The following is a 21,063-nucleotide window of genomic DNA, read 5'->3' on the forward strand; positions in this document are numbered from 1 at the left end:
GCCGCATGAGTGCCGAACCCGTATCTGAAGTACAGAATCTTGAACACCATGAGTGCTGGGCCGTGCTCCGCACCGTGTCCGTCGGCCGGCTGGCGGTCCTGGTGGCGGGACGCCCGGACATCTTCCCCATCAACTACACGGTTGACCGGGGCACCCTGGTGTTCCGCACCAGCGAGGGCACCAAGCTTTCCGGCGCCTCAGAGGACGCCCCGGTGGCGCTGGAGGCGGACGGGGTGGACCCCAATACGGGACTGGCCTGGAGCGTGGTGGTGAAGGGCACGGCCGCCATCGTCACCGGCACGGAGCAGGTCCTGGAAACCACCCAGCTCTTCCTCTTTCCCTGGCAGGCAGGGAAAAAGGACATCTTCGTCCGGATCACGCCGGACTCCATCACCGGCCGGCGCTTCAAGGTGACCGAACCCATGACCTGGTGGACCCAGCTCAGCGGCGCTGTGAGGACCGCGCAGGAGTAAAAGCCCGCGGGCCCGTCAGGCGAGCTGGGTGATTTCCACGCTGACGCTCAGGGCTGAACCGCCCCCGCCGGAAAGAATGCCCTTCAGCGGCGGCACGTCGCGGTAGTCCCTGCCCCGGGCCACCGTCACGTGGAAGTCGCCGGCCGGCTTGTGGTTGGTGGGGTCCCAGCTGCGCCAGTCGCCGTCCCACCACTCCAGCCATGCATGGGATTGGCCGGCCACGGTTTCGCCGATTCCGGCGCTGGAACGGGGGTGCAGGTAACCGGAGACGTAACGCGCCGGGATGCCGCAGCTGCGCAGCGCACCGATGGCCAGGTGGGCAAGGTCCTGGCACACGCCCTGGCGCTGGCCCCAGGCCTCTTCCGCGTTGGTGGTGACCGCGGTGGAACCGGACATGTAGGTCATTTCGCCGCGCATCCACTCGAACACTGCCATGGCGGCCTCGTGCGGGTTCTTCCCGGCCACGACGCCCGGGATGATGCCCAGGACTTCGTCTCCTGGCCCGCTCAGCCTGGACTGCGGAAGCCAGTCGCTGAAGGTATTGAGCGTCTCGGGCGAGGCCAGGACGTCCCAGCCGGCAATGTCCGACTCCGACGGGATCTTCTCGGCCCGGTGGACCTCCACCGTGATGTTGGAAACAACTTCAAGGTGATCGTGCGGCATCTGCATGTCGAAGGCAGTAACCCTGGTGCCCCAGTAGTCCCGGTAGGTGCTCACGGCAGCCTGCGACGGCGAAACCTTTACCACGGACTCCAGCACCACCTGCTGGGAATCCGTCAGCGGCGTCATGCGGGCCTCGTTGTAGGACAGCGTGACCCTCTTGTTGTACTTGTAGGCCGTCTTGTGGACGATGCTCAGCCGGGTCATGAAACTTCTCCCACCCAGGCCAGTTCATCCGCCTGATTGAAGTACTTACGGGAAATGGCGTCCGAGGCCTGTGAGACGGCTTTCTGCACCCGCTCCATGTGTTCGGGCAACTCGGACATGAGATCGTCCGTCCGGTGGAACTCGAGGAACGTCCGCGCCTGCCCCACAATCCGCCGCGCATCATTGATGAAACCCACCCGCTGGGCGGAAGGATCAAGTTTTGCAAGGCATTCATCGGCATCCCGCAGGGCATAGACGATGGACCGCGGGAAGAGGCGGTCCAGCAGCAGGAACTCGGCAGCGTGCTGGTCTCCAAAGGCGGCACGCCGGGTACGCAGGAAGGACTCGTACGCCCCGGCGCACCGCAGCATGTTGACCCATGACATGCCGGCGGACAGCACGTCCCGGGTGGAGAGCATGCGGGCCGTCATGTCCGCCCGTTCCAGGGAGCGGCCCAGCACCAGGAAGAGCCAGCTTTCGTCGTGGCTGACGGTGGTGTCCGCCAGGCCGCTGACCATGGCCGTCCGTTCAAGGGTCCAGTTGCAGAACCGGTACGTGCCCACAACGTCCTTCCGGTGCTGGCTCAGCCCGTAATACGTGGTGTTCAGGCTCTCCCAGAGACCGGAAGAGACAGTCTCCCGGGCGCGCCGGGCGTTCTCCCGCGCCGCCCCGAGGGAACCGGCAATGGAGGTGGCGCTGGTTTTGTCATAGGCAAGTGCGTGGAGCAGTTCGGGCAGCCCAAAATCCTCGCTCTGCGGCCTGGCTCCCATGACCGCCAGGAGCTCCTGCGCCACGCTCTTGCGTTCCTCCATGGGGAGGTGGTTCAGGCGCTCCAGGTGGACGTCAAGGATCCGGGCGGTGCCGTCCGCCCGCTCCACATAGCGGCCGATCCAGAAAAGGGACTCGGCAATACGGCTAAGCATTCGCGGCTACCTCCTGCGTGCCCGAAACTGGAAAAGAAACTGTCCGGCCTACGGCCCGGCTCACTGCTGCTGCTCCGACTGGCGGTCCCGCCAGTTGCTCTCCACCGGCCACACGGAAACGCGCTCCCGGACGGAGATGGAAGGCCGCGGCACGGTCTCCACCGGCACCTGGGGGGAATCGGCCAGGACCCAGGTGTCCTTGGATCCGCCGCCCTGGCTGGAGTTCACGATCAGCGAGCCCTCCTTGAGTGCCACGCGGGTCAGGCCGCCCGGGAGCACCCAGACGTTCTCGCCGTCGTTCACCGCGAAGGGGCGCAGGTCCACGTGGCGGGGGCCGAACTTGTCCCCGCTCAGCGTCGGGACCGTGGAGAGCTGCAGCACCGGCTGGGCGATCCAGCCGCGGGGGTCCGCGATGATCCGCTGGCGGAGGGCGTCCAGTTCGTCCTTGGAGGCATCCGGCCCGATAACCAGGCCCTTGCCGCCGGAACCGTCCACGGGCTTGACCACCAGTTCGGCCAGGTTGTCCAGGGTGTACTCGCGGGATTCCTTCTCCTCCAGGCGGTATGTGTCCACGTTGGCGATGATGGGTTCCTCGCTGAGGTAGTAGCGGATGAGGTCAGGGACGTAACTGTAGACCAGTTTGTCGTCCGCGACGCCGTTGCCCACGGCGTTGGCAATGGTGACCCCGCCGGCCCTGGCCGCGTTGACCAGCCCGGGGCAGCCGAGCATGGAGTCGGCGCGGAACTGCAGGGGGTCAAGGAAATCGTCGTCGATCCGCTTGTAGATGACATCCACGCGCTGCTCGCCCGCCGTGGTGCGCATGTATACGCGGTTGCCGCGGCAGATGAGGTCGCGGCCCTCCACCAGCTCAACGCCCATCAGTCCGGCCAGCAGGGTGTGCTCGAAGTAGGCGCTGTTGAACACGCCGGGGGTCAGGACGACGACGGTGGGATCGTCCACCCCGGACGGCGCGGTCTTCCGCAGGGCAGAGAGCAGGCGCCGCGGGTACTCCTCGACCGGCCGGATGAGCTGCTGGCCGAAAGCCTCCGGCAGGCCCTTGGCCATGGCCCGGCGGTTCTCCAGGACGTAGCTCACGCCGGAGGGAACGCGGACGTTGTCCTCCAGCACGCGGAACGTTCCGGCGGCATCACGGACAACGTCGATGCCGGAGATGTGGACCCGGACGCCGCCGGCCGGTTCGAAGCCATGGACCTGCCGGTGGAAGTGCGCGCTGGTGGTGACCAGCTGCCGCGGGATCACGCCGTCTGCCACCACGGTCATCTTGTCGTACACGTCGTTGAGGAACGCCTCAAGGGCGCGTACCCGCTGGGCTACCCCGCGCTCCAGTACATCCCACTCGCCGGCCGGAATGACGCGGGGAACGATGTCCAGCGGGAACGGGCGCTCCTCCCCCGCGAAATCGAACGTCACGCCGCGGTCCAGGAACGTGCGCGCCATTGAGTCGGCGCGCGCACTGACATCGGCCAGGGAGAGCTTGCGAAGGGCGTCCGCCACCTGCCCGTACGAGTCACGGGCCTGTTGCCCGGGGGCGAACATCTCGTCATAGGCTCCGGACCGGCCGGCGGCCACGGAGTAATCCTGGAATAGGTCTGACATGTCCAATAGCCAACCATCTTTTTGTTTCGAATTCATTACTGCCATCCATTGTGGCGTGTTGGCGGAGGTCCCCCTATTCGTGGATTCCGCCCCTTTTCCGGCACAGTAGGTGAGTGCCCGTCAGCAGATCCTTCCGCAACCCCGGTCCGGACCTGCCCGGACGGCCGGAGAGGCTCCTCCCGGGCCTGGCTTCAGCGGCAGTTGCGCTGGCCGCCGCGTTCCTGGTCCATTGGCTGGTGCCCGCGCTGCCGGCCATGACACTGGCGGTGGCCCTGGGCGTCCTTGCCGCGAACCTGCCGGCGGCCGGAGCATGGACAGCCGGCAGGGCCCGGCCCGGACTGGACTTCGCCGGGAAACATCTTATGCGCGGCGGAATCGTCCTGCTCGGGCTGAAGGTCAGCATCACCGACGTGCTGGGACTGGGCTGGCTGTCCCTGGTCCTGATCGTTGGCGTCGTGGCGGCGAGCTTCGGCGGGACATACGCCATCTCCCGGCTCTTCCGGCTCCCGCCGGTGACGTCGCTCCTGGTGGCCACCGGGTTCTCAATCTGCGGTGCTTCGGCCATCGGCGCCATGGCGGCCGTCCGCCGGATCCGGCATGTGGACACCGTCCTGCCGGTGGCCCTCGTGACGCTCTGCGGAACCCTTGCCATCGGCGTCCTTCCCCTGCTGGTTCATCCCCTCCGGCTCAGCGCGCCGGTCTTCGGCGCCTGGACGGGCGCATCGGTGCACGACGTCGGCCAGGTGGTGGCCACGGCGCAAACGGCGGGGACTGCGGCGCTGGGCATCGCCGTCGTGGTTAAGCTCACCCGGGTGCTCCTGCTGGCGCCGGTCTCAGCAATAGCCGGCGCGCACCACCGTATCGCCCCCGGGCCGGCAGTTCCCGGGGACGGCGGGAACGCCAAACTGCCGCCGGTGGTGCCGCTTTTCGTCCTGGGTTTCGTCGCCATGGTGGGGCTTCGTTCCACCGGCTGGCTGGCGCCGGAATGGCTGGAGGCAGGTGGCGCACTGCAGGACATCCTGCTCGGCGCCGCGCTGTTCGGGCTGGGGTCCGCTGTCCGGATGCGGACGCTCCTGCACACCGGCGGGCGGGCACTTCTGGCGGCCCTCGCCTCATGGTTCCTGATTGCCGTCCTGGGACTGGCGGCTGCCCTGCTGATCGCCGCATGATTCCGGTCACCCATCCCGTGATTAGATAGCTGGGTGTCACATGAGAATCTGCAGCGCGACGAAGCCGCTGAACGCTCAGTCCTGATCAGCACCACCAGCTACGACGTTTCGCTGGACGTCCGGCAGGCTGCGGACCCGGACGCCGCCGGCTATCCAACCCGCAGCATCATCACCTTCACCGCCGCCGAGTCCGGGGCAGCAACGTTCCTGGACTTCATCGGGGAGGTCCACAGCGTTGTCCTGAACGGCAGGGAACTCCGCGTTGAGGACGTGGCGGACGGCGCCAGGATCAGGCTGGACAACCTGCAGCCCCACAACCAGGTGGCAGTGGCCGGGACTGCCCTGTACAGCCGCTCCGGCGAAGGCATGCACCGGTTCGTTGATCCTGCCGACGGGCAGTGCTACCTCTACACGCAGTACGAGCCCGCGGACGCACGCCGGGTCTTCGCCAACTTCGAGCAGCCCGACCTCAAAGCCACGTACACCTTCCACGTGACGGCCCCCGCCGGCTGGCACGTCGCCTCCAACGGGGCAGAGGTTGACCGGACCGTCCTTCCCGACGACCCCGCCTCGGCACGCTGGGACTTCGCGGCCACGGAACCGATGTCCACGTACATCACCACCGTGCTGGCCGGCCCCTACTTCAAGGCGCAGGACCGCTGGCAGGCAACGCTCGACGACGGGACCTCCCTGGACGTGCCGCTCGCCCTCTACTGCCGCGCCTCCATGGCGCACTCCTTCGACACGGACAAACTCTTCCGGCTCACCAAAGACGGCCTGGACTTCTTCAACCGGCTCTTCGACTACCCCTACCCCTGGGGCAAGTACGACCAGGCCTTCGTGCCGGAGTACAACCTCGGCGCCATGGAGAACCCGGGCCTGGTCACGTTCACCGAAAGCTACGTCTTCACCTCGCGCGCCACCGATTCCCAGTACCAGGGGCGGGCCAACACGCTGATGCACGAGATGGCGCACATGTGGTTCGGCGACCTGGTGACCATGCAGTGGTGGGATGACCTGTGGCTCAAGGAATCCTTTGCCGACTACATGGGAACCCTGGGCGTGGACCAGGCCACTGACTGGGACACCGCCTGGGTGAACTTCGCCAACAAGCGCAAGGCGTGGGCCTACCTCCAGGACCAGCTGCCCACCACGCACCCGATCGTGGCGGACATCCCGGACCTCGAGGCCGCCAAGCAGAACTTCGACGGCATCACCTACGCCAAGGGCGCCTCGGTGCTGAAGCAGCTGGTGGCCTACGTAGGGTTCGATGCGTTCATTGAGGGCTCCCGTGCCTACTTCCGTAAGCACGCTTACGGCAACACAACGCTTGACGACCTGCTGGCCGCGTTGAGTGCCTCCTCCGGGCGGGACTTGGCCGGCTGGGCGCAGCAGTGGCTGCAGACCTCGGGCATCTCCACGCTGTCCCTGGACATCGCAGCAGATGCAGCGGGCGACGACGGCCGGCTGGGCACAGCGGCCATCGTCCAGGAAGCGGTGGACCCGGTCACCGGACGCGAGGAGCTGCGCCCGCACCGGCTCCGCGTCGGCTCCTACAACTTCGACGCCGACGGGGCCCTGGTGCGGACCGGGACGTTCGAGACGGACGTGGCGGGCGCGCGGACCGAACTCCCCCAGCTGTCCGGCCGGCCGCGGCCCGCGCTCCTGCTCGTTAATGACGAGGACCTCACGTACGCCAAAGTCCGGCTCGATCCGGCGTCCGAAGCCACGGTCCTTTCCTCCCTGGACCGGCTCGCCGACCCCATGGCCCGGGCGCTGTGCTGGACGGCGCTCTGGAATTCAGCCCGCGACGGGGAAAGCCCGGCATCACGGTACGTCGAGGCTGTCGCAGCGTTCGCACCTGCCGAAACCGGCATCGGCGTACTGCTGAATGTCCTTGAGAACGCCGGCACCGCCGTCGAACGCTACACGCCCGCCTCCGTCCGGAGCGCCGTACGGTCCTCCTTCCTGGCTGCCGCAGCCGGCGAACTGGACGCAGCCAGGCCCGGCTCGGACCAGCAGCTGGCATGGGCGAGGACCCTGGCCACCCTCAGCCGGCATGATGACGCCATGGCGTCCCGGCTGCGCGGCCTCCTGGACGGCACCGCCGAGGTGGCCGGGCTGGCAGTGGACGCCGAACTACGCTGGCACTTCTGGCATGCCCTGGCTGCACATGGCCAGGCCACGGTGGAAGAACTGGACGCCGAACTCGCCCTGGACACCACGGCCTCCGGACGCGCCGGGCATGCCACAGCGATCGCCGCCCGTCCTTGCAAGGACGTGAAGGCAGCGGCCTGGACGGCGGCGGTGCACGGGCATGAGCTCTCCAACCAGCTCCTGAGCGCCACCATCAGCGGTTTCATGACGTCCCCCGCGGAGCTGCTGGAGCCTTATGTTGAACCTTATTTCGAGTGCCTGCGCAGCGTATGGGAGAGCCGCAGCATCGAGATCGCCGGCCGGATCATCCGGGGCCTCTATCCCCTGGCGCAGGACGTGGCGGAGGGCTCGGCACCGGCGGAGCATCCGGTCATCCTGCGCACTGACAAGTGGCTGGCGGACAACGGAGACGCTCCCCGCGCCCTGCGGCGCATCATCGTGGAGCAGCGCAGCCACCTGCTGCGGACGCTCAACGCACAGACCGCCGTCGTGAATTCACCATCGATTGCTCCCTAAGTGCCGTTTCGAACCCCCAAAACGACAGTAGGTGGGCCCATGCCGGCAGGGTTCCCTGGCCGAACTTGTGAGGTTAGGGGCCGGCAGGGACAATGGATGGGCTTACGGGACGCGGTGCAGCCAGTCTGCCGTGCCGAACTTGCTGCCGACGCGTTCACGGGCCGCGCCAAGTTCGGCTTCGGTCAGCTGTGAGGGAATTGCGCCGTACCTGCCGGTGAATACCTCGCTCATGGCGGCAATGATGGCGGTGCGTGCCAGGCCGGTCTGGCGCCGGAGCGGGTCCACCCGCTTCTTGGCGCTGCGGGTGCCCTTGTCCGAGAGCTTCTCCTTGCCAATCCGCAGCACTTCGACCATTTTGTCGGCGTCGATGTCGTAGCTCATGGTCACGTGGTGCAGCATGCCGCCGTTGGCGAGGCGTTTCTGCGCTGCCCCGCCGATTTTTCCCTGGTCCGTGGCGATGTCGTTCAGCGGTACGTAGAAGGCGTTGATGCCGAGATTTTCCAGTGCCGCCATGACCCAGGCATCCAGGAAGGGATAGGAGTCGGCGAAACTGATGCCGTCAACGAGGGTCTGCGGCAGGTAGAGGGAGTAGGTGATGCAGTTGCCTGCCTCCATGAACATTGCTCCCCCGCCGCTGATGCGCCGGACCACCGTGATGCCGTGCTTCTCCACGCCGGCCGGGTCCACCTCGTTGCGGACCGACTGGAAGCTGCCGATGACCACGGACGGCTCCTGCCAGTCCCAGAATCGGAGCGTCGGGTTGCGCCGGCCCGCGCCGACTTCCTCTGTGAGGACCTCGTCGAGGGCAACATTGATTTCTGTCGGCAGGACGGTGGGTGCGATGACGTTCCACTGGTGGTCCGCCCACGAGGTCGCCTTCGCGAGGGCACGGCGGACGGTGACCGCGACGGCGTCCGCGGAGAAGCCGAACAGGGCTGCCCCGGCCGGCAGCGAAGCCGAGACGGCGGCGGCAAGCTCGGCCGCCGTCGTCGTGTCAGGCAGTCCGGTCAAGCCACGGTTGATGTCCAGGAGTGCCTCGTCCGGCTCCAGGAAGAAATCGCCGCTGACGCTCACATTGGCGAGCCGGCCGCCAATGACGTCCAGGTCAACCACCACGAGCTTGCCGCCGGGTACCTTATATTCACCGTGCAGGCGGGCGGCGGAAGGATGCTCTGGAACAGGTGTGCCGGTCATGCTTCCATCCTGCCCCAGGAGCGGCGCACCCAAGTAATACGGTGCCGGAACGCAGAAAGCCCGCACCGGTTTCCGGTGCGGGCTTTCCCAAAGAACCTTGCGGAAGTATGTTACTTCTTGCCGCCGAAGCCCTTGAAGCGGGCGTTGAAGCGCTCGACGCGGCCTGCGGAGTCCATGATGCGCTGCTTGCCCGTGTAGAACGGGTGGGACTCAGAGGAGATTTCGACGTCGATGACCGGGTAGGTGTTGCCGTCTTCCCACTCGATGGTCTTCGAGGAGGAAACGGTGGACTTGGTCAGGAACTTCGTGCCGGAAGCCAGGTCGTTGAAAACAACAGCTTCGTACTTCGGGTGGATATCAGACTTCATAATGGGACCTTTGTTCGCACAACTGGATTTTGCCAGCTGCCAGGTATGAATGGGATGGCCGCGTTCTGTGCGGTGAAGCGCAGGGCAGCCAGCTATCAATCATAGCGGATAACCATGGTGCCCGCGAACGGGGTGCCCGGCGTGGTCCCGGGGGCGCAGCTCCCAGAACGCCACCGCCGATGCGGCCGCAACATTCAGGGAATCCACGCCGTTGCGCATGGGTATCTTGACGGCGAGGTCGACGGCGGCGAGGGTCTCAGGGCTCATTCCGGCACCTTCGGTGCCAAGCACCAGGGCGAGTTTTTCCGGGTTCCGGGCAGCCACCGCGTCCACGTCCTCCGCGTCCTTGGTGAGCTCCAGCGCCGCGACCGTGAAGCCGTGGTCCTTGAGCAGGAGGAGGTCCTGCGGCCAGCCGGTCAGCCGGGCCCACGGCACCTGGAAGACCGTGCCCATGCTCACCCGGACGCTCCGCCGGTAAAGCGGATCGCCGCAGCGGGGTGAGACCAGGACGGCGTCGATGTCCAAGGCGGCTGCCGACCGGAAGATGGCGCCCACGTTGGTGTGGTCCACGATGTCCTCGAGGACGGCCACCCTGCGTGCACCGGCCAGCAGCTCCGGCAGCGGGACCGGAGCCGGGCGCTGCATCGCCGCCATGGCCCCGCGATGCAGGTGGAAACCGGTGATCTCCTCCAGCAGGGCGGCGCTGCCAATGAAGGCGGGGACCTGCGGGTGGGCGGCCAGGACGTCCTGGAGGTCGTCCAGCCACTTCTCCGCCAGGAAAAAGGACCGCGGCTGGTGTCCGGCGGCCAGCGCCCGGCGCAGCACGCGGGAAGACTCGGCAATGTACATGCCTTCAGCCGGCTCCCGGAGCTTGCGCAGGTGCACGTCAGTGAGCTGCGTGTAGTCGGAGACCCGGGGGTCCGCGGCCGATTCAAGATAGTGGATTGTCACCGGGTGATTATTTCAGCAGATTGGCGATCATGAATCCGAGGGCCACCAGGCCCAGGACAAGGATCACGGCCCGCAGCACCGTGGGTGGGAGCCGGCGGCCCACTTTGGCCCCGATGAGACCGCCGATGCTGGAGCTCACGGCAATCAGCAGCACCACAAGCCAGTTGATCCGGTCGAACGCGAAAAGCACGTAGGACACCGCGGCCACCAGGTTCACGCCCAGGACCAGGATGTTCTTCATGGCGTTGGCGTTCTGGATGGTGCCCGTCAGGAAGACGCCCAGGATGCCCACCAGCAGGATTCCCTGGGCCGCAACGAAGTAGCCGCCGTACACGCCGGCGAGGTAGACCAGCACCACCAGGAGGATGCCGTGCCCCTTGTCCCGTACGGCGTGTTCCGGGTTCGCCTCCCGGGTGCGCACCCAGGCCTGCAGGCGGGGCTGGAAGACCACCATCAGGAGGGCCAGGACAATGAGGACGGGCGCTACGTAGTGGAATACCTCTTCGGGGAGGTGCAGGAGGAGCCAGGCGCCGGAGATGCCGCCCAGGAGCGAGGCCGGCAGGAGCCTCATCAGCTGCCGTCCGCGGCCCTTCAGCTCGCGCCGGTAACCGAACGCTCCCGCTGCCGTACCGAAGACAAGGCCCATGGCATTGCTCATGGAGGCAACGACCGGGGCGACCCCAAGGGCGATGAGCACGGGGAACGTCACCAGGGTGCCCGAGCCAACGACGGCGTTGATGGTGCCGGCCCAGAGGCCGGCGATGGTCACAAAGATGCTGCTGAGAAGATCCAAGGTGCTGCAGTGCCGCCTTAGCGGCGGGCGACGGCGGTGTACCGGCCGGCGTTGACGCTCACGTCCAGGTCCAGCCCGAAGGTCTTGCTGAGGTTTTCCGCTGTCAGGACGTCCGTGATCACACCCGCGGCGACCACGCCGCCGTCACGCAGCAGCATGGCGTGCGTGAAGCCCGGCGGGACTTCCTCCAGGTGGTGCGTCACCAGGACCATGGCCGGCGCGGCCTCGTCCTGTGCGAGTTCCCCAAGCTTGTGGACGAGTTCCTCGCGGCCACCAAGGTCCAGGCCGGCCGCCGGTTCATCAAGCAGCAACAGCTCGGGATCGGTCATGAGGGCACGGGCGATCTGGACACGCTTGCGCTCCCCCTCCGACAGGGTGGCGAAGGTCCTGTTGAGGAGCGGGCCCATCCCCCAGTCGTTGAGCAGTCGGAAAGCCCGCCGCTCGTCGTCGCGCTCGTAGCCCTCGCGCCAGCGGCCGGTGACACCGTAGGCGGCGGTGACCACGACGTTGAGGACCTTCTCCTGTTCAGGAATCTGGGTGGCCAGCGCGGCGGAGGAAAGCCCGATCCGGGGGCGGAGCTCGAAGACGTCCGTGCGCCCGAGGATTTCGTCAAGGATGCCGGCCTTACCGCTGCTGGGGTGGAGCCGGGCTGCAGCGATCTGCAGGAGCGTCGTCTTGCCGGCGCCGTTGGGTCCGAGGATCACCCAGCGTTCGCCTTCATTGACCTCCCAGTCGATTTTGTCCAACAGGGTCTTTTTGCCGCGGACAACGCTGACGGAAGCCAATTCCAGAACATCACTCATAGGAGTAGACACTAGGACAAAAAAGAGGCCGACTGATAACCGGCGCAGGTAACAGCGAAACCCTGGATGGGCAGCTTCCCCGCATGCCCTTCAGGCCAGTTGAGTGAGGACCAGCGGACCGGATCCGGTGACGGCTATCGTGTGCTCCGAGTGCGCGGTCCGGCGGCCGTTGGAACTGCGCAGCGTCCACCCGTCCGGATCGGTAACGAGCTTGCTGGTGCCGTCCATGACCCAAGGTTCTATGGCCAACAGCAGTCCCGGGCGAAGCACGTATCCGCGCCCGGGTTTACCGGTATTGGGGATGTGCGGGTCCTGATGCATGGTGCTCCCGACGCCGTGCCCGCCGAACTGGGTATTGACCTGGAACTGTGCCGCTTCAAGCACCGAGCCGATCGCGTGGGAGATGTCTCCGATCCTGGCTCCCGGCTGCGCTGCGCCGATGCCGGCCAGGAGGGCCTTCTCGGTGGTTTCGATCATGTGCCGGTCTTCGGGCGCGGACGAATTCCCTACGACGAAGCTGATTGCCGAGTCCGTCACCCAACCGTTGACACTCGCGGCGAAATCGAGCGTCAGCAGGTCCCCGTCGATCAGCACGTAGTCATGGGGCAGCCCGTGCAGGACGGCGTCGTTCACGGACGTGCAGATGACTTTCCCAAAGGGGCCGCGCCCAAATGAGGGGGCGTAGTCGACGTAGCAGGAGCGCGCGCCCGCGGCCTGGATCATGGAGGCAGCCCAGTCGTTTATTTCCAGGAGGTTCGTTCCCGGCCCGACTCTCTCCCTCAACGCCGCCAAGGTCTTCGCCACGAACTGGCCCGAAACACGGGCCTCGTCAACCTCGCGGGGCGTGAGCAGCTCAATCATGGGTTCCTCCAGGTGCGACCGTTTTTGCTGTCCGCTTGCCACCTTTCAGCAGCCGTGAAATGAATTCAAGGGACCCCTCCCCCGCTGGCTAAGATTGCAGGCATGACTTCGAACGTGACTGCGGTCAGCTACGGCCTGAATGTAACCACAACCGGGCTGGAGCAGCTCCGTTCCATTTTCACCGCGCACGGCGCCGCCATTCTGTCAGAGGCAAGCCTTGGCGACGAGCGGTACCAGGTCCACGTCGCGGACCTGGCGCTCCCGGATGCGACGGCCGCCGGACTTGCCGCCCTTCGCCATGCCCTGGCCGGGGCCTCCATCGGCGGGTTGGACACCGCCCTGGTCCCTGCCGGCCTGCGGTCAGCCGAACGCAAACTCCTGATCATGGACGTGGACTCCACCCTGATCCAGCAGGAGGTCATCGAACTCCTGGCCGCCTACGCCGGGAAACGCGAAGAAGTGGCCGCTGTCACCGAAGCCGCAATGCGCGGGGAACTGGATTTCGCCCAAAGCCTCCACGCACGGGTGGCAGTCCTCGCGGGGCTTCCGGCCGACGTCGTCCACTCCGTCCGCCAGGAAGTGAAGCTGAGCCTGGGAGCCGGGGAACTGGTTTCCGCCTTCAAGGCTGCCGGCCACGTGGTTGCAGTGGTGTCGGGCGGCTTCAACCAGATCCTGGAGCCGATCGCCGATGAGCTGGGCCTGGACTACTGGCAGGCGAACGAGCTGGAGATTGTCGACGGCGCGCTGACGGGCAAGGTGCTCGGCGCCGTGGTGGACCGGGCAGCCAAGGAAAAATACCTGCGTGAATGGGCAGCAGCGGAGGGCATCGCGCTGGAGCACACGGTGGCCGTGGGTGACGGCGCCAATGACCTGGACATGCTCGGTGCGGCCGGCCTTGGCATCGCTTTCAACGCCAAACCCGCCGTGCGCGCCGTGGCTGACGCCGCCGTCAACATGCCGTACCTCGACGCCGTCCGGTACGTCGCCGGCGTCTGAGCGGCGCCTCCCCTTAAACGCCGGATGGCACGTCGCGCCGCAACGTGCCATCCGGCGTTTTGGCTGGGGCCTAGCTCGTGGCCTGGCCGGCGCCCTTGCCGAAGTAGTCTGCCCCGCCGGCGTATTCGGTGTGGCCGGATTCGACGTCGGCGGTGACCATGCTGGCCACCACCTCGGCAAACTCCTCCACGGAGTACAGCTTTCCGGCTTCAGCGCGGCGGGCCTCTATGGCACCAGGCGTGGAGCGGTCCAGGAGCGTTGCGGTGACGGTGCCCTCGATCATGTCGCCGGACACAACCACCAGGGTGATGCCTTTCTCGGCGAGGCCGGGAATGAGTTCGCGCAGGGCGTCCTCCCCGGCGCGCTTGCTGCGGGCAACGGGCTCGTAGGCTTCCATCGTGGGCACGGTGTTGATGAAGTGGGCCTGGTGGCTGGTCACGAACACCACGCGGGAGCCTTCCTGCATCAGGGGCACGGCGGCGTTGAGCATGTTGATTTGGGCGTCGCGGTTCAGCTTGAGCGCGTAGTCCTCGCCCATGCCGGTTTCCATGCCGCCGGAAGCGTTCAGCACCAGGATGTCCAGGGACCCGAAGTTCTCCATGGCGGCGCTGGCCAGGGCCTGCACGCCCTCCTGGCTGGTGAGGTCGGCGCCCACGGCCACGGCGCGGCCGCCGGCGGCCTCGATGCCCTGCACCACCTTGTTGGCGCGCGGTGCCTTCTGGCGGTAGTTCACCACGACGGCGGCGCCCTCGCGGGCAAGGTTCTTGGCTACCTCCGCGCCAATTCCGCGCGAGGATCCGGTCACGATGGCAGTCTTGTTATCCAGCAGTCCCATGCGGGCTCCTTTGTCTGAAACGTCTAAATTGCTGATGGCCTGCAGTCCATCATGCCAGCGCCCCCGGCCAATTCCCTTGTGTGACCTACACAAAGAAGCGCCGGGCTGCTAGTTTGCCGGCGCCGGTCAGTGCCCCATGCCCAGGCCGCCGTCGACGGGGATGACAGCTCCGGAGATGTAGGCGGCCTCGTCGCTGGAGATCCAGCGGACCACGTTGGCTACCTCGGAGGCCTCGGCAAAGCGGCCCGCCGGGATGCTGGAAAGGTAGTCCTTCCGGGTGGCGTCGGGGAGTTCGGCAGTCATGTCCGTGTTGATGAAGCCCGGGGCGACGACGTTGGCCGTGATCCCCCGCGATCCAAGCTCACGCGTCAGGGAACGGGCGATGCCCACAAGGCCTGCCTTCGACGCCGAGTAGTTGATCTGGCCGGGAGCCCCGTACAGGCCGGACACGGAGGAGATCAGGACGACGCGGCCCTTGCGCAGCCGGATCATGCCCTTGGAGGCGCGCTTGATGACGCGGAACGCGCCGGTGAGGTTGGTGTCGATGACGGACGTGAAGTCGTCCTCGCTCATGCGCAGCAGCAGGGTGTCCTTGGTGATGCCCGCGTTGGCCACCAGGACCTCCACGGGACCGTGCGCCGCTTCCACTTCCTTGAAGGCGGCATCCACCGAGGCCTCGTCCGTGACGTCGGCCTTGACCCCAAGGATCCCCTCCGGGAGTTTCGATTCGCTGCGGTAGGTGACGGCCACCTTGTCGCCGTTGGCCAGGAACGCCTCGGCGATGGCCAGGCCGATGCCGCGGTTGCCGCCGGTGATGAGGACGCTGCGGGGGGCGGTGGCTGCTTCAGTCATGGAGGGGCTCCGGTATTCTGCGGCGCGCTGGGGCCGCGGTAGGTAGGGGTAATTTGGCTGACTTCGATCTTAGCGTCCGGCCCGGCCCGGGTTTGGGTGCCACTGCCGATGGTGAGAGAATTGAGCTAAGCCTTTGGAGCGTGATGAATCACCGTGACCCTTGAAAACCATGCGGGACAATCCGCGACTGGAGAACCCGGCCGGTTCTCCGGCGATGCGGAAGTCCATAGCATCACGGATGCTGCGGCGGCCCATTCCGAGGATATGCGCCAGCGCATGATCAAGTACGCGCTGGCCATGGGTATCCGCATGGTGTGCCTGATCCTGATCTTCGTGGTGGACGGCTGGTTCAAGATTATCGCGGTGGCCGGAGCCGTGTTCCTGCCGTGGATTGCGGTGGTCATAGCGAACGGCAGCGACAAGGCGGAGGGGCACAGTGACCTGCTGCTGGACTCCGCGCCGCTGGCGGAACTCGAGAGTCCCCCCGCACGCTCGGCCAATGACGAACACGGCAACGAGGTCCTTCAGGGCGAACTCATCAATGACGACGACGAAACAACAACCGGGCAGGAGCGGAGGGCATCATGAGTATTTTCGACTTCGCGGCGGGATCCGATCCCACGCTCGCGGAATCCGCTGCCATCTGCTCACGCAAGGCCTGCCGCTCCGAGGCCTCCTGGCAGCTCCTGTGGAACAACCCTAAAATCCACACCCCCGAGCGGCGCAAGACCTGGCTCGCCTGTGCGGACCACCGGGAATGGCTGGAAGACTACCTCCAGACGAGGGGGCTGTGGAAGGAAACCCTGCCGCTTGAGGAGTACCGGATCTTTGGTGCCCCGGAGCAGGACAGCTGAATGTACCGTTTCCTCTTTTCCAGCAAGTGGCTGGGTTATCTCCTGCTGGCCGCAATCTTCGCCACCGCCTGCGTGTTCCTGGGCCGCTGGCAGATGGACCGCCGCGCCGAGACCCTCGCCGAGATCAACCGGGTGGTGACCAATTACTCTGCGGCGCCCATTCCGTTCGAGGACGCCAAAGGACAATTCAGCCGGCTGGATTCCGCCTTGGAGTGGGCGCAGGTGGAGCTGCGGGGCACCTATCTTGTTGACGGCCAGCGCGTGGTTCGGAACCGTCCGCTCAATGGCCAGCCTGGCTACGAAGTGGTGGTCCCGTTCCGGCTGACCACGGGTGAAACCGTCGTGATCGACCGTGGGTGGCTGCCCATCGGCAACAGGAATCCCGGCAGCCCCGACTCCGTGCCGGCGCCCCCTCCAGGTGAGGTGACCGCCGTCGTCCGCTTGAAGCATCCCGAGCCTGAACTCAAGCGCGGCGCCCCCGACGGCCAGCTGGCGTCCATCGACCTTCCCGCCTACTCCGCCCAGCTTGGGTACCCGCTGCTGACCGGAGCCTACGGGCAGCTCGCCTCCGAGACTCCCCCGGCCGCCGAGATGCCCATGGCGTTCCCCAAGCCTTCCACAGAGGAAGGCACGCACCTTTCCTACTCGCTGCAGTGGTTCGCGTTCGGCGTCCTGATGTTTGTCGGTTTCGGTTACGCCGCCCGCCAGCAGGCGCGCAACGCGGCCATTGACGCAGAGGACGACGATGCGTTTGCGGACGGCACGCCCCGCGCGGCGGCCGGGGCACCACGCCGTCGTCCGTCACCTCCCAGGAAGCGGAAGAAGGCGACATCCGAGGAAGAGGAAGACGCACTCCTCGACGCCCAGGGGTACTGACGGATGACGGAGCACGACGGCGGCCCGGTGGTCCTGGTGCGCGCGGCCCTGGTGGCTGCCGGAGTTGGGGACACCGTGCGGACTTTTCCGGCGGGCGTTCCGACGGCGTCCGCGGCAGCTGAGGCGCTCGGCTGCGACCTCGCGGCGATCACGAACAGCCTGATCTTCGACCTCAATGGGGAGCCCCTGCTGATCCTTGCCAGTGGGGCGGCACGGGTGGACACAAGGCTGGTGGCCGGGCAGCTGGGTGAAGGCAGAATCCGCCGCGCCTCCCCCGAGTTCGTCCTGCAGCATACCGGCCAGGCGGTAGGCGGGGTGGCCCCGGTGGGCCACCCGGAAAAGATCAGGGCCCTCCTGGACAGCTCCCTCAAGAAACAGGAACTACTCTGGGCCGGAGCAGGAGACCACAACTCAATGTTCAGCATCACGTATGCAGAGCTGCGAAGAATCACCGAAGCCAGGGAACTGAAGGTGCGCTGACACAAAAGGTGTCCGGGGCACAAGCGCAGCGGCGTGGGCGATTTATGTAGCGTGCGTCAAAGGCGACGAAGGAGCCAGCACGCGGGAAATCGCCCACGCCGCGAAGCGGACGCAACCCACCGGCGTCGCGCAGCGAACGCAAGGCGGACTGCGGCGGGACTAAGCCAGCGTAATCAGGTCCAAATAGTCTTCATTCCAGTGATCCTCGATACCGTCCGGCAGCAGGACGACGCGCTCGGGGTTGAGGGCCTCGACAGCCCCCTCGTCGTGGCTGACCAGGACGACGGCTCCGCTGTAGTTCTTGAGGGCCCCGAGGATTTCGGCACGGCTGGCGGGGTCGAGGTTGTTGGTGGGCTCGTCGAGGAGGAGCACGTTGGCACTGGAGGCCACGATGGTGGCCAGGGCGAGGCGCGTCTTCTCGCCGCCGGAGAGGACGCCGGCAGGCTTGTCGACGTCGTCGCCGGAGAACAGGAACGAGCCCAGGATGCCGCGCACCTCCGCGTCCTTCATGTCCGGTGCAGCGGAGCGCATGTTCTCCAGGACGGTGCGCTCGACGTCGAGGGTCTCGTGCTCCTGCGCGTAGTAGCCCACCTTCAGGCCGTGCCCGGCAATCACGTCACCGGTGTCGGGCTTGTCCACGCCCGCGAGCATCCGCAGCAGGGTAGTTTTGCCAGCACCGTTGAGTCCCAGGATGACCACTTTGGAGCCGCGGTCGATGGCCAGGTCCACGTCAGTGAAGATCTCCAGGGAACCGTAGGACTTGCTGAGGCCCTCGGCGGTAAGCGGGGTCCGGCCGCACGGCGAGGGATCCGGGAAGCGCAGCGCTGCCACCCGGTCCTGCTCGCGGACAGCCTCCAGGCCGCTCAACAGGCGCTCGGCGCGCTTGGCCATGTTCTGGGCGGCAACGGCCTTGGTGGCCTTTGCCCGCATCTTGTTAGCCTGGTCGAACAGCACCTGGGCCTTCTTCTCGGCATTGGCCCGCTCGCGCTTGCGCGCACGTTCGTCGGTTTCGCGTTGCGTGAGGTAGCGCTTCCAGTCCATGTTGTAGAAGTCGATCTGCGCACGGTTGGCATCCAGCAGGAACACCTTATTAACGGTGGCTTCGAGGAGTTCAGTGTCGTGGCTGATCACGATGAGTCCGCCCTGGTGGTTTTTCAGGAAGTCACGGAGCCACGCGATGGAGTCGGCATCGAGGTGGTTGGTGGGCTCGTCGAGGAGCATGGTCTCCGCATCCGAGTACAGGATGCGCGCCAGTTCCACGCGGCGCCGCTGGCCACCGGAAAGGGTCTTGAGCGGCTGGTTCAGCAGCCGGTCCGGCAGGGCGAGGTTGGAGCAGATAGCTGCGGCCTCGGCTTCAGCGGCGTAACCGCCGGCCGCCAGGAACTCGGACTCGAGCCGGTCGTAGCGGTTCATTGCCTTGCGCTGCACGGCAGCATCCTCGCTGGCCATCTCTTCGTGCGCCAAGCGGAGCTTGCCGACGGCGATGTCCAGGCCCCGGACGGACAGGATCCGATCCCGCGCGAGCTGCTCCATGTCCGGCGTGCGCGGATCCTGGGGAAGGTAGCCGATTTCACCGGTGCGGGTAACTTTGCCGGCTGCCGGAAGCCCTTCGCCCGCGAGCACGCGGGTGAGCGTCGTCTTCCCGGCACCGTTCCGGCCCACCAGCCCGATCTTGTCTCCCTTGTCGATGCGGAAGCTCACCTGATCCATCAGGAGCCGGGCGCCGGCACGCAGTTCGAGGTCCTGGACAGTAATCACAGCAGGTAAAGCCTTTCACAGCAGGGATAAGCCGCAGCCCCAAGTATCTGTGACGGGCGTGGGCGGCAATGGCCGGAGAACGGCCCATCCAAGTCTACCGTTCAACGCGCCGGGGAGGGCTACTTCGAGACGGGTCTCACGGACTGGAGTACCCGGACCATGGCTGTCACGTTCGAAGGCACGACGGGAACCGGTATGTCCACCAGGAATTGTCCGGCGTTGCTTGCGCTTGGATGTTCACCCTGCCGCGTACACGCGGACCCAGTCAACCCGCATCTCGCCGGCTCCGTCGGCACTGGCGTCAGGGAACCAGTCCAGTTGTAAGGTCTGATGCATCGGACCGGGAGGCTGATGTGCAGGGTCGGTGTCTTCGAACCACTTTATGCCATCGATATAGCCGACGATCCCGCGCGACGACCAGTCGACCGCGTAGTTGTGAAACTGCGTCACATCCAGGGGCTTGGACGCCGCGGTCTGTAAGTTCGAGCATCCATAGTGGTGGAAGAACTGGATGACGTTCCAGTCGCCGGTCGTCTCCGCATAGTCAATCTCGCCGTCACACGGCCAATTTTCACTGTCGGGCCACAGGATGGACACCAGGTGGTATTCGTTATCACCGGACCCGGCCGCCCGGACTTCCCACCGCCCGTACTTCTGGTTAGCAAACTTGGCGCCCATTCCGGCAGTCGTGCCATCCGGAGTTCCGGTCATGACCATTGTGGACCCGTTCACGGTTACCTGCTGAGGACTCCGGAGACCGTTTCCTGCGTGGCCGGCACTGTTGTAGACATTCCACTTCGCGGCATCGGGCGCGCCGGAATAATTGAACTCGTCCCCGGCCACGCTCGCGCCCCACCCCTGGACTACGGCCGCCTCGGTGGAGGTCACCGTGTCAGGCGCTGTCGTCACCACCAGTCTTGGGCGCAGGGCGGAGTTCGACGATTCCCTGGACTTAAACCCGATCCACTTCTGCGCGTTGCTTTCCAGCTTGAAGTTTTGCTCGCCGCCCTTCGGATTGACGCCCTTCGTTACATCCCATTCAACCCAGGAGCCGCTCGCGAATCCGCCGGCCTTCCCGAGCCATGTCCCGCGTGCCGGTGCGTTATTCCACGTGACGCCCCTCTCGGTCCAGCCGCCAGATGTAGTAAAGGCGTCAACGAACTGAGTGGAATTTGCAGATGCCTCGGAATACGCCCGAAGTTTGGCTGATACGACATGTTCGCCTGCGGGCACCAGCACGGAGAACCGTAGGAGCGAGTTCCGCCAGATATACGCCCGGCCTTCCGTAGATAAACGGATGCTGTTCCCAAAGTTCGAATTCGCTTTGTCGGCCTGCACGTAAGTATCCATGACTAACGAGGTTGTCGCTGCGGCGCTTGCGGTTGTCGGAGTGATAATTGCGAACATAATCAGAATGGACGAAGCAACCGCTGCGCATTTACGCCGGAAGTCAATGCCACGCCGGTTCTGCTGAGTTTGCAGCGCTTGAACGCTCGTAGCCTTCATGGTCGTCGCTGTTTCTACCAGGGGTTTTGATGTACCGGCTGCCCGCGCGAGTGTCGACCCCAGAAACAACGACGGCTAAATGCGAGTTATCTCAAAGCGTAAGCCTGGAACAATAACGGAGCAATCGATCCCCTATACCCAAGTTTTCGGGACTGACAAAACACCTATACCTAATGAGTGAAATGGGTGATCGCCCTTATTCTTGCCTGGTCCG

The 21,063-nt window shown here is 65.8% G+C and carries 21 protein-coding genes; 8 read left to right on the top strand and 13 right to left on the bottom strand.

Annotated elements, in window-relative coordinates:
- Positions 1-5 precede the first annotated feature (5 nt).
- Positions 6-473, top strand: coding sequence for a pyridoxamine 5'-phosphate oxidase family protein (locus PV768_RS11585; RefSeq protein ID WP_421093081.1), 468 nt, complete (start codon positions 6-8; stop codon positions 471-473).
- Between the two features lie 15 nt (positions 474-488).
- Here the strand turns inward: PV768_RS11585 and PV768_RS11590 are convergent, their stop codons facing one another.
- From PV768_RS11590 to PV768_RS11600, 3 genes are read right to left on the bottom strand one after another with little or no spacing between them, the layout of a single operon-like run.
- Positions 489-1,340, bottom strand: coding sequence for a transglutaminase family protein (locus PV768_RS11590; RefSeq protein ID WP_157242335.1), 852 nt, complete (start codon positions 1,338-1,340; stop codon positions 489-491).
- A complete protein-coding gene (locus tag PV768_RS11595) occupies positions 1,337-2,263 on the bottom strand; it encodes an alpha-E domain-containing protein (RefSeq protein WP_013600945.1) in 927 nt (308 codons plus the stop codon). The genes PV768_RS11590 and PV768_RS11595 overlap by 4 nt, the downstream gene beginning before the upstream one ends.
- 60 nt (positions 2,264-2,323) lie before the next feature.
- Positions 2,324-3,880: a circularly permuted type 2 ATP-grasp protein gene (locus PV768_RS11600; protein ID WP_157242336.1), complete on the bottom strand. Its 1,557-nt coding sequence runs from the start codon at positions 3,878-3,880 to the stop codon at positions 2,324-2,326.
- A gap of 113 nt (positions 3,881-3,993) precedes the next feature.
- Between PV768_RS11600 and PV768_RS11605 the strand changes: the two genes are divergently transcribed.
- On the top strand, positions 3,994-5,049 hold the full coding sequence (locus tag PV768_RS11605) for a YeiH family protein (protein WP_421093082.1): 1,056 nt from the start codon (positions 3,994-3,996) through the stop codon (positions 5,047-5,049).
- A gap of 33 nt (positions 5,050-5,082) precedes the next feature.
- Positions 5,083-7,722, top strand: coding sequence for an aminopeptidase N (gene pepN / locus PV768_RS11610; protein WP_421093083.1), 2,640 nt, complete (start codon positions 5,083-5,085; stop codon positions 7,720-7,722).
- Between the two features lie 102 nt (positions 7,723-7,824).
- Here the strand turns inward: pepN and PV768_RS11615 are convergent, their stop codons facing one another.
- The 6 genes from PV768_RS11615 to map form a co-directional block, all read right to left on the bottom strand.
- Positions 7,825-8,916 (bottom strand): biotin/lipoate A/B protein ligase family protein, encoded by a 1,092-nt coding sequence (locus PV768_RS11615; RefSeq protein WP_321216205.1) that lies wholly within the window; start codon positions 8,914-8,916, stop codon positions 7,825-7,827.
- A 110-nt stretch (positions 8,917-9,026) separates the two neighbouring features.
- On the bottom strand, positions 9,027-9,284 hold the full coding sequence (locus PV768_RS11620; protein WP_066275740.1) for a type B 50S ribosomal protein L31: 258 nt from the start codon (positions 9,282-9,284) through the stop codon (positions 9,027-9,029).
- A 99-nt stretch (positions 9,285-9,383) separates the two neighbouring features.
- Complete coding sequence (locus PV768_RS11625; protein ID WP_421093084.1) at positions 9,384-10,235, bottom strand: TrmH family RNA methyltransferase; 852 nt, start codon at positions 10,233-10,235, stop codon at positions 9,384-9,386.
- A 7-nt stretch (positions 10,236-10,242) separates the two neighbouring features.
- The gene (locus PV768_RS11630; protein WP_157242338.1) at positions 10,243-11,028 is read right to left on the bottom strand and encodes a sulfite exporter TauE/SafE family protein; all 786 of its coding nucleotides are present in this window, start codon (positions 11,026-11,028) and stop codon (positions 10,243-10,245) included.
- 17 nt (positions 11,029-11,045) lie between these two features.
- A complete protein-coding gene (locus PV768_RS11635) occupies positions 11,046-11,831 on the bottom strand; it encodes an ABC transporter ATP-binding protein (protein WP_421093085.1) in 786 nt (261 codons plus the stop codon).
- Positions 11,832-11,921: 90 nt separating this feature from the next.
- Positions 11,922-12,692, bottom strand: coding sequence for a type I methionyl aminopeptidase (gene map / locus PV768_RS11640; RefSeq protein ID WP_421093086.1), 771 nt, complete (start codon positions 12,690-12,692; stop codon positions 11,922-11,924).
- Between the two features lie 102 nt (positions 12,693-12,794).
- Between map and serB the strand changes: the two genes are divergently transcribed.
- Complete coding sequence (gene serB / locus PV768_RS11645; protein ID WP_421093087.1) at positions 12,795-13,688, top strand: phosphoserine phosphatase SerB; 894 nt, start codon at positions 12,795-12,797, stop codon at positions 13,686-13,688.
- Positions 13,689-13,758: 70 nt separating this feature from the next.
- Here serB and PV768_RS11650 read toward each other — a convergent pair whose 3' ends face one another.
- A complete protein-coding gene (locus PV768_RS11650) occupies positions 13,759-14,523 on the bottom strand; it encodes an SDR family oxidoreductase (protein WP_157242342.1) in 765 nt (254 codons plus the stop codon).
- 126 nt (positions 14,524-14,649) lie between these two features.
- Positions 14,650-15,375, bottom strand: a complete 726-nt coding sequence (locus PV768_RS11655) for a beta-ketoacyl-ACP reductase (protein ID WP_157242343.1) — start codon at positions 15,373-15,375, stop codon at positions 14,650-14,652.
- Positions 15,376-15,528: 153 nt separating this feature from the next.
- Between PV768_RS11655 and PV768_RS11660 the strand changes: the two genes are divergently transcribed.
- From PV768_RS11660 to PV768_RS11675, 4 genes are read left to right on the top strand one after another with little or no spacing between them, the layout of a single operon-like run.
- Positions 15,529-15,963, top strand: coding sequence for a DUF3099 domain-containing protein (locus PV768_RS11660; protein WP_321216201.1), 435 nt, complete (start codon positions 15,529-15,531; stop codon positions 15,961-15,963).
- On the top strand, positions 15,960-16,229 hold the full coding sequence (locus PV768_RS11665; RefSeq protein WP_421093088.1) for a hypothetical protein: 270 nt from the start codon (positions 15,960-15,962) through the stop codon (positions 16,227-16,229). The genes PV768_RS11660 and PV768_RS11665 overlap by 4 nt, the downstream gene beginning before the upstream one ends.
- Positions 16,230-17,105: an SURF1 family protein gene (locus tag PV768_RS11670; RefSeq protein WP_421093089.1), complete on the top strand. Its 876-nt coding sequence runs from the start codon at positions 16,230-16,232 to the stop codon at positions 17,103-17,105. It begins immediately after the preceding gene.
- A gap of 3 nt (positions 17,106-17,108) precedes the next feature.
- Positions 17,109-17,585 carry a YbaK/EbsC family protein gene (locus tag PV768_RS11675; RefSeq protein ID WP_321216199.1) on the top strand — a complete coding sequence of 159 codons (477 nt, stop codon included), beginning with the start codon at positions 17,109-17,111 and terminating at the stop codon, positions 17,583-17,585.
- A gap of 159 nt (positions 17,586-17,744) precedes the next feature.
- Here PV768_RS11675 and PV768_RS11680 read toward each other — a convergent pair whose 3' ends face one another.
- Both PV768_RS11680 and PV768_RS11685 read right to left on the bottom strand, forming a co-directional pair.
- On the bottom strand, positions 17,745-19,343 hold the full coding sequence (locus tag PV768_RS11680) for an ABC-F family ATP-binding cassette domain-containing protein (RefSeq protein ID WP_321216198.1): 1,599 nt from the start codon (positions 19,341-19,343) through the stop codon (positions 17,745-17,747).
- A 237-nt stretch (positions 19,344-19,580) separates the two neighbouring features.
- Positions 19,581-20,849, bottom strand: a complete 1,269-nt coding sequence (locus PV768_RS11685; protein WP_421093090.1) for a DUF7594 domain-containing protein — start codon at positions 20,847-20,849, stop codon at positions 19,581-19,583.
- Between the last annotated feature and the right edge of the window lie 214 nt (positions 20,850-21,063).

The sequence above is a fragment of the Pseudarthrobacter sp. CC4 genome, from assembly GCF_048957775.1.
In the GTDB taxonomy this organism is placed as follows: domain Bacteria; phylum Actinomycetota; class Actinomycetes; order Actinomycetales; family Micrococcaceae; genus Arthrobacter.

Bases quoted from the DNA above. Each gene is read 5' to 3' on its own strand.
- PV768_RS11585 (WP_421093081.1), top strand. From the start codon at position 6: ATGAGTGCCGAACCCGTATCTGAAGTACAGAATCTTGAACACCATGAG.
- PV768_RS11590 (WP_157242335.1), bottom strand. From the start codon at position 1,340: ATGACCCGGCTGAGCATCGTCCACAAGACGGCCTACAAGTACAACAAG.
- PV768_RS11595 (WP_013600945.1), bottom strand. From the start codon at position 2,263: ATGCTTAGCCGTATTGCCGAGTCCCTTTTCTGGATCGGCCGCTATGTG.
- PV768_RS11600 (WP_157242336.1), bottom strand. From the start codon at position 3,880: ATGTCAGACCTATTCCAGGATTACTCCGTGGCCGCCGGCCGGTCCGGA.
- PV768_RS11615 (WP_321216205.1), bottom strand. From the start codon at position 8,916: ATGACCGGCACACCTGTTCCAGAGCATCCTTCCGCCGCCCGCCTGCAC.
- PV768_RS11620 (WP_066275740.1), bottom strand. From the start codon at position 9,284: ATGAAGTCTGATATCCACCCGAAGTACGAAGCTGTTGTTTTCAACGAC.
- PV768_RS11635 (WP_421093085.1), bottom strand. From the start codon at position 11,831: ATGAGTGATGTTCTGGAATTGGCTTCCGTCAGCGTTGTCCGCGGCAAA.
- map (WP_421093086.1), bottom strand. From the start codon at position 12,692: ATGATTGAGCTGCTCACGCCCCGCGAGGTTGACGAGGCCCGTGTTTCG.
- serB (WP_421093087.1), top strand. From the start codon at position 12,795: ATGACTTCGAACGTGACTGCGGTCAGCTACGGCCTGAATGTAACCACA.
- PV768_RS11650 (WP_157242342.1), bottom strand. From the start codon at position 14,523: ATGGGACTGCTGGATAACAAGACTGCCATCGTGACCGGATCCTCGCGC.
- PV768_RS11655 (WP_157242343.1), bottom strand. From the start codon at position 15,375: ATGACTGAAGCAGCCACCGCCCCCCGCAGCGTCCTCATCACCGGCGGC.
- PV768_RS11665 (WP_421093088.1), top strand. From the start codon at position 15,960: ATGAGTATTTTCGACTTCGCGGCGGGATCCGATCCCACGCTCGCGGAA.
- PV768_RS11670 (WP_421093089.1), top strand. From the start codon at position 16,230: ATGTACCGTTTCCTCTTTTCCAGCAAGTGGCTGGGTTATCTCCTGCTG.
- PV768_RS11675 (WP_321216199.1), top strand. From the start codon at position 17,109: ATGACGGAGCACGACGGCGGCCCGGTGGTCCTGGTGCGCGCGGCCCTG.
- PV768_RS11685 (WP_421093090.1), bottom strand. From the start codon at position 20,849: ATGAAGGCTACGAGCGTTCAAGCGCTGCAAACTCAGCAGAACCGGCGT.